Raw genomic sequence first — 11,549 nt, 5'->3', positions numbered from 1 at the left:
CTCAGTAGTTATTAATTACTGAGGCTTTTTTATTTAAAAAATATTAAAATGAAAAAAGTTCTTCTTTTTAGCCTTTCAGCTTCATTGCTTTTTATGGGTTGTGGTTCATCTAAAAGTGTATCTGCAACTTCTACGACACAAAGTAACACAACTACTAACTCATCAGCTTCAAAATCTACTTATTGGCAACAACATGTAGATTATAAAATGGAGATTGATATGGATGTTAATAACTACCAATATCAAGGAAAACAAACGTTAGTTTATACTAATAATTCGCCAGATGTATTAAATAAAGTATTCTATCATTTATTTTTTAACGCGTTCCAACCAGGAAGTCAAATGGATGCAAGATTACAATCTATTGCCGATCCAGATGGTAGAATGGTAACAGAAGTTAATGGTAAAAAACAAAGTAGAATTAGCACATTAAAACCTAATGAAATAGGTTATATTAATGTAACATCTCTTAAGCAAAATGGAGGTATTGTAAAACATACAACTGCTGGAACTGTTTTAGAAGTAACTTTAAACAAAGCAATTCAACCAGGAGAAAGTGTTACTTTCGATATGGTTTTCGATGCTCAAGTTCCTGTACAAATAAGACGTTCGGGTAGAAATAATGCAGAAGGTGTTGCGTTATCGATGACACAGTGGTATCCAAAACTATCTGAATACGATTTTGAAGGATGGCATGCTTACCCATACATTGGAAGAGAATTTCATGGTGTTTGGGGAGATTTTGATTTAAAACTAACTATCGATAAAGACTACGTTGTTGGTGGAACAGGATATCTTCAACCAAATCCAGTTGTAAACGGTAACAAGAAAACGCTTCATTTTAAAGCACCAAACGTTCACGATTTTACTTGGGCTGCAGATCCAGATTATATTCACGACACTATGCAAGTCCCTAATGGTCCAATGCTTAATTTCTATTATAAAAAAGATTTGCCTGCAGAAAACTTAGAAGGTTGGAAGAAACTTCAGCCTAAAACAGTTGAAATGATGCAATATTTTAGTGAGAATATAGGTAAATATCCTTACGAGCAATACTCTGTTATTCAAGGTGGAGATGGTGGAATGGAATATGCCATGTCTACTTTAATTACTGGTAAGCGTAAATTTGGTAGTTTAATGGGTGTTACAGCGCATGAATTAGCACATACATGGTTTCAGTTCTTATTAGCAACAAACGAAGCGAAACACGAGTGGATGGATGAAGGTTTTACTAGTTATATTAGTGACCAAGCAATGGATGTTATTGCTAACAAAAATGCCGATAATCCTTCGGCTGGAGCTTATAGAGGTTACGATTACCTTGCTAAATCTGGTAAAGAGAAACCACAATCTACGCATGCAGATCGTTATGAAACTAATATGGCTTACGGTATTGCTGCTTATAATAAAGGTGAAGTGTTTTTGTCTCAATTAGGTTACGTTATTGGTGAAGACAATTTAAAGAAAACCTTAAAACAGTATTTTATAGATTGGTCTTTTAAACACCCAACACCAAACGATTTTATTCGCGTTGCCGAAAAAGTATCTGGCTTAGAATTAGAATGGTATTTAACAGACTGGACTATGACTACTAACACTATAGATTATGGTGTAAAAAGTATAAATGGTAATATGGTTACTTTAGAGCGTATTGGCGAAATGCCAATGCCTATTGACCTTGAAGTTACTTATACAGATGGTTCTACAGAAAGTCTTTACATTCCATTACAAATGATGCGTGGAGAAAAGCCTACAACAGCAACTACAATTGCAGATTGGGCTTGGGCTCACCCAACCTATACTTTTGAAGCTAAAAAGGCTGTAAAGAGCGTAGAAATTGATGCTAAGAATTTAATGGCAGATATAAATAAAGAGAATAATAAAAAGTAATCTAAATATTAGATTAAAAATCACACAAAAAGCTACACCTTAGGTTGTAGCTTTTTTTATAAAAAAATTTAAAACGCTTAGAGATGAAACAAATTTCGATATTATTAATTATAATTATGGCCTTAAATTGTAAAAATGAGACTAAACCTGTAGCAATAGAAAAAACAGTTACAACTGAAACCTCTATACCAAAGCCAATTGAGAAAGTTGTTACTAATACAGCATCTATTCCTTTTCTTGAAGACGTAAGAAGTATAGAGAAAGAGACTTCTAAAAATCCTATTGAAGCTTTTAAAAAAGACGCTAACAGTATAGCTAAAGAAGTTATTAAAATAAATAAAGACAATATAAAGGAGTCTTTAATAAAAGCGAAAGATTATAAATATGCCATTATTATTGTAGAAGACCATACAATTATTAAAATTACAGATTTAAATAATTGTAAACCATCGGGTGCTTGGAGTGCTTGTATGCCAAATGGAGAGGGTTATATTAAAAAAGGTGATTTAGAATATAAAAACGATTACATAAATAATATTATTGGGTTACCAGATAGCAAAGAGCGTTTATTGTATTTGTTTTAAAACAAAAAAACCTCATCTTTCGATGAGGTTTTTTTGTAAATATATATCACTTTAAAGCACTTCTAATATTGCTGATGGATCTGCACGTAATTTATAATCTTCTTGTAGAAAATGATAAATAATTTTTCCGTTTGTATCTATAACATATGTTGCTGCAATTGGTAATTCGGAATTTGAGTTCCCTTGACTATCATCCAAACTAAGTCCAAATTTACTATATAATGCTATTAAATCGTCTGGTAATTTATAAACTAAACTTAAGCCTCTTGCAAAGCTGTTGTCTTTATCTGTAAGGACTTCAAAACTTAAATCATTTTTTTCTTTAGTAGTTAAAGAGTTATCAGGACTTTCTGGGCTTATAGCGATAAGTTGCGCTCCTTTCTCTTGAAGTTGAGGTAATACATTTTGTAAAGCCTTCAATTCAATATTACAATATGGGCACCAACCTCCTCGATAAAACGCAATAACCAATGGCCCTTTATCTAATAAAGTTAAAGAACTAATAACTTCTCCTTTTGCATTTGGTAAATTAAAACTCGGGAAAATATCACCTGTTTTTAACGCATTAGTAGTTAGTTGAGACTGTTCTAAATCTTCAATAGCATTTTGCATTATAGCTTTAACCTCTGCTGGAAATTTTGCTGCAGATTCTTCTGCATGATCTTTTAATAATTGTGTTAATGACATTGTTTTTCTTTTTTATTCTCAGTCTCAAATAAGAACAAAACATTACAATTTAAACATCTTTTAAATAGTATGTAAAAGGTGTCTTTTTAGATTTTTTTATTTCAATAGCATTACTACCTTTGAAAAACTATGAAACTGACTTATAATAAACACGAAAAACTAAAAAGCCAGAAAACCATCGAGAAATTATTTCTTGATGGAGAATCGGTTTCGGCATATCCTTTGAGGTTAGTCTATTTAAAACATGGAGAATCTAGAAAGGTAGCCGTTTCGGTTAGTAAACGAAATTTTAAACGCGCTGTAGATCGTATTCGTATAAAACGCTTACTTCGTGAAGCTTATAGATTAAACAAAACCATGTTAATTAATAAAGAAGTTAACGATTATGCGTTAATGATTTTATATATTAGTAAAGATATGCCAGATTTTGAGTTAGTAAATACCAAAATGAAGAAAGCATTAGAAAAATTTACAGACACAATTTCTAAAAGTTAGAACAATGAAAAAATTATTAAAACGAAAAGTGCTCATTCCGGTATTAGCGCTTACATTATTACTTACAGGTTCTGCTTTTAAAACTTATAACAACGATTTTTTTGAAATCGCTAAGCAAATTGAAATATTCACCACTCTTTTTAAGGAGTTGAATATGAATTATGTAGATGAAACAAATCCTGGCGATCTAATGGATAATGCCATTAAAAACATGTTAAACGAACTCGATCCTTATACTAAGTTTTATAACGAGCAAGATGTTGAGGCAGCAAGAATTCAAAGAACAGGAGATTATACTGGTATTGGCGCTCAAGTACGCATATTAAAAGATAAATTAGTAATTATAGAACCTTATAAAGGTTACCCAGCAGATAAGGCAGGATTAAAAGCTGGAGACCAAATTATAAAAATGGATAACCAAATAGTTGCAGACTATAAGGATGATGCTAGTAATCTACTTAAAGGTGTCGCTAACTCTATTGCTCAAGTGACTTATGTAAGACAAGGTAAAACTGCAAATACAACTGTAAAACGAAGTGAAATTGAAATTGATGCTGTACCTCATTTCTCAATGATTGATGAAACAACAGGTTATATTGTATTAAAGAAATTTAACGCAAAAGCATCGCAACAAACAGGTTACGCTTTAAAAGATTTAAAAGCACAAGGAGCCAAAAGTATTATTTTAGACTTACGTGGAAACCCTGGTGGCCTATTAAGAGAAGCTGTTAATGTTGTTAATTTATTTGTACCTAAAAATCAATTAGTAGTAACAACCAAATCCAAAGTAAAAAAATACAATAGAACATATTACACTAAAAAAGATCCAATAGACATAGAAATTCCTGTAGTTGTACTTATTAATGGAAGTAGCGCTTCGGCAAGTGAAATTGTTTCTGGTACCTTACAAGATTTAGATAGAGGTGTTGTTGTTGGCTCAAGAAGCTTTGGTAAAGGCCTTGTACAGCGTCCTAAAAAATTAACCTATGGTACACAGTTAAAAGTTACAATTTCTCGTTATTACACACCTTCTGGTCGTTGTATTCAAGCTTTAGATTATTGGAACAAAGATGAAAAAGGAAATGCAGTGCGTGTAAAACAAAAAGATTATAATGTCTTTAAAACTAAAAATGGTAGAAAGGTATTTGATGGTGGTGGTGTTTTTCCAGATGAAGCTTTAGAGAATTCTAAAACCTCTGCAATTACCAAAGCTATTTTAAATAATCAAAGTATTTTCGATTATGCTACTAAATACTATTACAATAACCAAAACATTAGTGATATTAACAGCTGGGAACTATCAGACTCAGATTTTCAAGATTTTAAAAACTTCTTAAAGTCTTCAGATTTTTCTTTTGAAACTGATACAGAAAAATCACTTAATAAAGCTTTAGAAGTTGCAAAAACAGAGAATTTAGATCATGATATTCAGCGTGATTATAATAATTTAATTAAAAATTTAAATCATTCAAAATTAAAAGCTATCGACGACAATAAGTCTCAACTTATGGGTTTATTAAGCGACGAAATTATAAAACGCTACGTTTATAGAGAAGGGTTATACGACTACTATAAATTACATAATAAAGAGATTAAAAAAGCCACAGGTATATTAGCAAACCCCAATAAATACAATGGCTATTTAAACTAAATTATAAGTTATCAAAAAATGAAATACTTAATTACCATACTTCTATTTGTAACTCAATTTGGGTTTTCTCAAAACGAATTTACTCATGATGTTTATTTTGATACAGATAAATATATTGTACCATTAACCGAAGAGAATAGGCTTTTGCTATTTATCTCTCAATTAGACACTATTCCCATAGGAAAAGTCTCTATTTATGGTTTTACAGACGATAGAGGTTCTAATAAATATAATTTAGAACTCTCTCAAAATCGTGCAGATGCTATAAAAGAAATGTTTGCAGGTTATGGTATTGATCCATATTTAATAACAAATGTTAATGGTAAAGGTGAAATATTATTAAAGATTTTAAATGAAGAAGAAATACACCAAATTCGTGGATTAAATCGTAAAGTAGAAATAATAGTTACTCTAAAGAAAACGAAAGAGCCAATTGAAGGTTCTGTAAGTAGTACTGAACAAGATATTGTATTAGATGAAGGCCCTAAAGAGAAAACAACAGAAGACATTAGTAATGGCACCATAAAAAAAGGTGATAAAATACGATTAGATAAAATATATTTTAAAACTAGTTATAGCTATGTAACATCAGATTCTAAAAAAACATTAGAAGAGCTCGCTAAAATTATGGCTAAAAATAAGAATATCTATTTTACCATTCAAGGTCATGTTTGTTGTACTCAAAACAGTCGTGATGCCGTTGATAAAAAAACTAGAAAACGTAATTTATCTGTTGCTAGAGCAAAATATATCTATGATTATTTAGAACGAAAAGGCGTGGATAAAAGACGAATGAAATTTGTTGGTTTACGAAGAAAATTTCCTCTTGGTGGCGAACCAAAATTAGATAGACGTGTAGAAATTTTAGTTACATATGTTGGAAAAACTGAATAATAAAATGCTAAAATTATAAGTAAAAAAACCATCTAAAATAGATGGTTTTTTTTATGGCTCATATTTTACAAATCCTTGAAACGTCAATAATAGCGGTCAATTTACATTACTGCTTATCGAACGCTTTTGCTTTTTGTTTACGTTTATGTTTTTAAACAAATATTTAATGACACAGGTCTAAAATATTTCTTATAACTAATTGATATACCTATATTTGTACAATAATTTAAAGTTTTACAAAATTATAATATATTTCTAAGTAAATAATTTTTAGTAGGGTTTTTTACTTACAAAGTCAGCGCAATGCGCTGACTTTTATTTTTTACTATAAAGCATTCCAATATGTGGGATTCCATCTTCTAGATACTCCTCGCCTATTTCTTTAAAATTTAAGTTATTATAAAAACGTTTTAAGTAACATTGTGCCGAAATTTTTATTTCGTTTGTATTGTAATTTTCTTCGATTGCTTTAATTGAAGCTTCCATAATATCGTAACCATATTTATGTTGTCTTTCATTTTCTGCAACCACTACTCTACCTATACTTGATAAATTAAAATAATCTCCAGGTTTAAATAAGCGTGTATAAGCTACTATTTTTTTATTTTTAATACCTAATATATGTAATGCCTTTTGGTCTTTATTATCAACGTCTTGATAGACACATTCTTGTTCTACCACAAAAACTTCACTTCTTAATTGAAGTAGGTTGTAAAGCTCTATAGTTGTTAGTTCTTGAAACGTTTTAATTTTAATTTCTAGCATTTTATATTATGTGTTTTATTTCATATTTTTTCGATAGAAAAAAGCGCGATAATCTGTTTAATATATTTGTTTTATGAGATTGACACGTCATTAAAAAACGCCTGGCAAAAACACTTATTATTAATCCTGTACAATAACATCCTTAGTATCATCTTTACCAAATTCGGGTTGAATATTAATATGATTAATTTGAAATTTAGTAAACAAAAGTCTTTCAATTTTAGAAAGAATAACATCAAACGCTGTTAAGGTAATGTCTTTTTCAAAATCTATGTGCGCCTCAAAATGTGTTTCATCTTCATTTAATTGCCAAACATGTATGTGGTGCACGTTTTTTATTTCCGCGAAAGCGTTAATCTCTTTAACAATTTCATCTATAGGAATGGTATCCGGAGTAAATAACATTAATACTTTTGTAGATTCTTTTAACAAATCGAAACCCATCCATATTAAATAAACAGCAATAGCAAATGTAAGTACGCTATCTACCCAAAACAATTGGTAAAATTTCATTAAAAGTCCACCTATTAAAACAGCAACACTAGCCATCATATCTGTGATAAGATGTAAATAGGCACTTCTCATATTCATATTAGATTTACTATCTTTTTTAAGTAGTAAAACACTAAATCCATTACCTAAAATAGCAATAAATGCTAGCCAGATAACCAAGTTACTTTCAATTTCTTGTGGATTTTGAAAACGCTTAATAGCTTCAATAATTAATAAAATAGCTACTATTATTAAGGTTGATGCATTAATAAAAGCAGCCAAAATTTCGGCTCTTTTATAACCGAATGTTTTATGTATAGAGGCTTTTCGTTTAGATAATTTTTCGGCTATATAGCTAATAACAAGGGATACAACATCGCTAAAATTATGTAACGCATCACTTAATAAGGCTAAACTTCCAGATAACAATCCACCAATAACTTGCGCAACAGTAATAACTATATTTAAAAGGATAGAAATTAATAAATTTCTACCTTTTAAATCGTTATGATCGTGTGTATGGTTATGTGATTTATTGTGTGCCAATTAGCAAGGTATTTTATCTACACGGTTTTGGTGTCTTCCGCCTTCAAATTCAGTTTCTAAAAAGGTATCAACAATAGCAATAGCTTGTTGTACTGCTGTATAACGCGCAGGAATACAAACAATGTTTGCGTTATTATGCTGTCTTGTTAATTCTGTAATTTCTTTAGTCCAGCAAATACCAGCACGAATGCCTTGGTGTTTATTAGCCGTCATGGCTACTCCATTTGCGCTTCCACATATAAGGATACCAAAATCTGCTTTTTTATTTTCTACATCGTTTGCAACAGGATGAACAAAATCTGGATAATCTACACTATCGTTAGCATCTGTTCCATGGTTTGTTACTGTAATTCCTTTTGATTCTAAATGCTTAATAATAGCAAATTTGTAATCTGTTCCTGCGTGATCGTTTCCTATTGAGATTGTCATAATATTAGTTGTGTGTGTTTTAAAAAGGTAAAGTTAATAATTGCTTGCAACTATTAATAAGTAATACTAATGAACTTATTCAAAATTTATAGGTTTGAAAATTCAACTTAAAAATAGTGTTTTATATGGTTGTTAACAACTGTATGATTTTATAGTGACTACTTGTTAATATCTTATCATTGTTTTTTAAAACTTTTCTTAGGATTATCCAATTAATTTTCCAAACCAAAATTGGTTATTAACAACCTAAAAAGTTAGCACTTATTTTTTGGAGACTTATCATTAAAAAAAATACACATACAAACACAAAAAAATAAATTACTTATTAAAAATAGGTTGTGAACATAGGTTACTAACAGTTGTTAATAACCTAGTTAAATACAATAAAAATCAATACTTTAATATGTTTATAAAGTGTTAATACAAACAGAAAAGTAACATACAAAACTAAAACTCAATAAAGTTATACCGCTATTCACAAGCTATCATAATCACTATTTTTTTTTAAAATTTTAAAGAAAGAATAATAATATATAATGTAAATGTGGATAAGTCTAAAATTAAGTTTGTTTCAATTCTTTTTTAAACGTGAAGACTAAATTTATTAAAAGTGTTTATTTAAAATTAAAGATGTGTAAAGTAAAATTTAGTGTGGAGACTTACTTTTAAACATATAATAACTAAACCTATTAAGTTAACTTAATATTAAAGAAACATCGATTTAATATTAAAAACGTAGCTTTGCATAAACCAAATAGCAAAATATCTTCTTCTAATTGCTATTTATTATCAATTATTTAATATAATAATTGATGTTAAAATCAAGAAATTCCAATAACTTTAGGAATTCATTACATTAAAACATTACATGAGTAAAAAGAAACACAGGAAACCAAGTCATAACAAGATTTCCAACCTTACAAATACAATTCTAAGTATTTTAAAAAAAGATAGAACCAAATCATTTAACTATAAACAAATTGGAGCAATACTAGATGTTAACGATGCTAGTAGTCGCAACCAGATTATAAAAAAATTACAGTTACTTAAAGCAAAAGACGAAATTAAAGAAGTCGATCGTGGCAAGTTTCAAATAAATAATAATACAGTGTATCACACAGGAATTTTTGATGCAGCACAACGTGGCAATGGTTACGTTATTAGCGACGATTTTGAAAAAGATATTTATATTGCTTCAAACAATGTAAACAAAGCTTTAAATGGTGACGAAGTAGAACTTTATGTTTACAAACGCAGTAAAAGTGGTAAACAAGAAGGCGAAATTACCAGAATTATTAAGCGTGCAAAAACTGAATATGTAGGTATTATACAAATACATACTAAAAAGAATTTTGCCTTTGTAGTAGTGGATGGAAACAAAATGAAAACAGACATTTTTGTACCAATCAATAAAACGATGAATGCCGAAGATGGTGATAAAGTACTAGTTTCTATGGAAGAATGGCCAGAAAAAGCCGATTCTCCAAACGGAAAAGTAATTAAAGTTCTAGGAAAAGCTGGAGAACATAATACTGAAATCCACGCTATTTTAGCAGATTATGGTTTGCCTTATGAATTCCCAAAAGAAGTAGAAGACTATGCCAATAACATAGATTTAAACATAAAACCAGAAGAAATTAAAAAGCGTCGCGATATGCGAAAGGATTTAACTTTCACTATCGATCCAAAAGATGCTAAAGATTTTGATGATGCCTTATCGTTTACCGTTTTAGAAAATGGTAATTACGAAATAGGAATCCATATTGCAGATGTGTCGCATTATTTACAAGAAGGCACCATTTTAGATGATGAAGCTTACGAACGTGCAACCTCTGTATATTTAGTAGATCGTGTAGTACCAATGCTTCCTGAAGTTTTAAGTAATGGCGCATGTTCTTTAAGACCACATGAAGAAAAGTATACATTCTCGGCTGTTTTTGAATTAAACGCTAAAGCGGAAATTAAAAACGAATGGTTTGGTAGAACAGTAACCTATTCTGATGCACGTTTTGCATACGAAGAAGCTCAGGCTATTATAGAAAATAAAAATAATACCATTCCTGCCGAAGTGTCGCTTACAGGAAAAGAATACAAAACAGATCAAGCCATTGCAGATGCTGTTTTAAAAATGGATGAACTGGCAAAAATTATGCGTGGAAAACGTATGCAGTCTGGCGCAATATCTTTTGATAAGGTTGAAGTAAAATTCGATTTAGATGAAGAATCTAACCCAGTTGGCGTGTTCTTTAAAACGAGTAAAGATGCTAATAAGCTAATTGAAGAGTTTATGTTATTGGCAAACCGAAAGGTTTCAGAATTTGTAGGAAAGCAAAAACCAGAGAAAACATTTGTTTACAGAGTGCATGATGAGCCAAATGAAGAGAAATTAATGGCTTTACAAGGCGTTGTTTCAAGATTTGGACATAAGCTTAACTTTAGTGGTAAAAACGGTGTAGCATCTTCTTTAAATAAGTTATTAAGCGATGTACAAGGTAAAAAAGAACAAAATTTAGTTGATACTTTAGCTATTAGAACCATGTCTAAAGCAGAGTATACAACCAAAAACATTGGTCATTACGGTTTAGCTTTCGAATATTATAGTCATTTTACATCACCAATACGTCGTTATCCAGATGTTATGGCACATCGTTTATTACAGCGTTATTTAGATGGCGAAAAATCTGCAAATGCAGACATTTACCAAGAGCGTTGTAAACATTCTAGTAACATGGAATATTTAGCAACAAAAGCCGAAAGAGATTCTACTAAATACATGCAAATTCGTTTTATGCAAGATCATCAAGACGAAGAGTTTTTAGGTGTTATTTCGGGTGCTACCGATTGGGGAATTTATATAGAAATTATATCTAATAAATGCGAAGGTATGGTAAGAACTAGAGATATAAAAGGCGATTATTACGAGTTCGATAAAGAGCAGTTTGCATTAATTGGAAAGAAAACAAAAACCATGTACCAACTTGGAGACGAGGTTATTGTAAAAGTGAAAAATGCTGATTTAGTAAAGCGTCACTTAGATTTCGAATTAATTGGTAAGCCAAAAGCTTAATATTTTTACTTCGAGTTATTTAACAAAGGAAAATTGTATCGAGACGCTT

At 30.2% G+C, this 11,549-nt stretch carries 10 protein-coding genes; 6 read left to right on the top strand and 4 right to left on the bottom strand.

What is annotated here, in order from left to right:
• The first annotated feature begins 48 nt into the window (after positions 1 to 48).
• Positions 49 to 1,890: a M1 family metallopeptidase gene (locus tag ASC44_RS09260; protein WP_055447319.1), complete on the top strand. Its 1,842-nt coding sequence runs from the start codon at positions 49 to 51 to the stop codon at positions 1,888 to 1,890.
• A gap of 83 nt (positions 1,891 to 1,973) precedes the next feature.
• Complete coding sequence (locus tag ASC44_RS09255; protein WP_055447318.1) at positions 1,974 to 2,474, top strand: hypothetical protein; 501 nt, start codon at positions 1,974 to 1,976, stop codon at positions 2,472 to 2,474.
• Between the two features lie 51 nt (positions 2,475 to 2,525).
• Here the strand turns inward: ASC44_RS09255 and ASC44_RS09250 are convergent, their stop codons facing one another.
• The gene (locus tag ASC44_RS09250; protein ID WP_055447317.1) at positions 2,526 to 3,161 is read right to left on the bottom strand and encodes a peroxiredoxin-like family protein; all 636 of its coding nucleotides are present in this window, start codon (positions 3,159 to 3,161) and stop codon (positions 2,526 to 2,528) included.
• A 129-nt stretch (positions 3,162 to 3,290) separates the two neighbouring features.
• On the opposite strand from ASC44_RS09250, the gene rnpA reads away from it, so the two are divergent.
• From rnpA to ASC44_RS09235, 3 genes are read left to right on the top strand one after another with little or no spacing between them, the layout of a single operon-like run.
• Positions 3,291 to 3,656 carry a ribonuclease P protein component gene (gene rnpA, locus ASC44_RS09245; RefSeq protein ID WP_055447316.1) on the top strand — a complete coding sequence of 122 codons (366 nt, stop codon included), beginning with the start codon at positions 3,291 to 3,293 and terminating at the stop codon, positions 3,654 to 3,656.
• Between the two features lie 4 nt (positions 3,657 to 3,660).
• Positions 3,661 to 5,307 carry a S41 family peptidase gene (locus ASC44_RS09240; RefSeq protein WP_055447315.1) on the top strand — a complete coding sequence of 549 codons (1,647 nt, stop codon included), beginning with the start codon at positions 3,661 to 3,663 and terminating at the stop codon, positions 5,305 to 5,307.
• An 18-nt stretch (positions 5,308 to 5,325) separates the two neighbouring features.
• On the top strand, positions 5,326 to 6,201 hold the full coding sequence (locus ASC44_RS09235; protein ID WP_055447314.1) for an OmpA family protein: 876 nt from the start codon (positions 5,326 to 5,328) through the stop codon (positions 6,199 to 6,201).
• A gap of 315 nt (positions 6,202 to 6,516) precedes the next feature.
• Here ASC44_RS09235 and ASC44_RS09230 read toward each other — a convergent pair whose 3' ends face one another.
• From ASC44_RS09230 to rpiB, 3 genes are all read right to left on the bottom strand, one after another.
• Positions 6,517 to 6,966, bottom strand: coding sequence for a GNAT family N-acetyltransferase (locus ASC44_RS09230; protein WP_055447313.1), 450 nt, complete (start codon positions 6,964 to 6,966; stop codon positions 6,517 to 6,519).
• Positions 6,967 to 7,086: 120 nt separating this feature from the next.
• The gene (locus ASC44_RS09225; protein ID WP_055447312.1) at positions 7,087 to 8,004 is read right to left on the bottom strand and encodes a cation diffusion facilitator family transporter; all 918 of its coding nucleotides are present in this window, start codon (positions 8,002 to 8,004) and stop codon (positions 7,087 to 7,089) included.
• Positions 8,005 to 8,433 (bottom strand): ribose 5-phosphate isomerase B, encoded by a 429-nt coding sequence (gene rpiB, locus ASC44_RS09220; RefSeq protein WP_055447311.1) that lies wholly within the window; start codon positions 8,431 to 8,433, stop codon positions 8,005 to 8,007.
• 868 nt (positions 8,434 to 9,301) lie between these two features.
• Between rpiB and rnr the strand changes: the two genes are divergently transcribed.
• Positions 9,302 to 11,500, top strand: coding sequence for a ribonuclease R (gene rnr / locus ASC44_RS09215; RefSeq protein ID WP_055447310.1), 2,199 nt, complete (start codon positions 9,302 to 9,304; stop codon positions 11,498 to 11,500).
• Positions 11,501 to 11,549 lie beyond the last annotated feature (49 nt).

The organism is Lacinutrix mariniflava (assembly GCF_001418015.1).
GTDB lineage: Bacteria > Bacteroidota > Bacteroidia > Flavobacteriales > Flavobacteriaceae > Lacinutrix > Lacinutrix mariniflava.
This window is presented reverse-complemented; position numbering and strand designations above follow the sequence as displayed.

What these genes read in the sequence shown, in the direction of transcription:
- ASC44_RS09255 (WP_055447318.1), top strand. Translation starts at nt 1,974, where the DNA reads ATGAAACAAATTTCGATATTATTAATTATAATTATGGCCTTAAATTGT.
- ASC44_RS09260 (WP_055447319.1), top strand. Translation starts at nt 49, where the DNA reads ATGAAAAAAGTTCTTCTTTTTAGCCTTTCAGCTTCATTGCTTTTTATG.
- rpiB (WP_055447311.1), bottom strand. Translation starts at nt 8,433, where the DNA reads ATGACAATCTCAATAGGAAACGATCACGCAGGAACAGATTACAAATTT.
- ASC44_RS09230 (WP_055447313.1), bottom strand. Translation starts at nt 6,966, where the DNA reads ATGCTAGAAATTAAAATTAAAACGTTTCAAGAACTAACAACTATAGAG.
- rnr (WP_055447310.1), top strand. Translation starts at nt 9,302, where the DNA reads ATGAGTAAAAAGAAACACAGGAAACCAAGTCATAACAAGATTTCCAAC.
- ASC44_RS09235 (WP_055447314.1), top strand. Translation starts at nt 5,326, where the DNA reads ATGAAATACTTAATTACCATACTTCTATTTGTAACTCAATTTGGGTTT.
- ASC44_RS09240 (WP_055447315.1), top strand. Translation starts at nt 3,661, where the DNA reads ATGAAAAAATTATTAAAACGAAAAGTGCTCATTCCGGTATTAGCGCTT.
- ASC44_RS09250 (WP_055447317.1), bottom strand. Translation starts at nt 3,161, where the DNA reads ATGTCATTAACACAATTATTAAAAGATCATGCAGAAGAATCTGCAGCA.
- rnpA (WP_055447316.1), top strand. Translation starts at nt 3,291, where the DNA reads ATGAAACTGACTTATAATAAACACGAAAAACTAAAAAGCCAGAAAACC.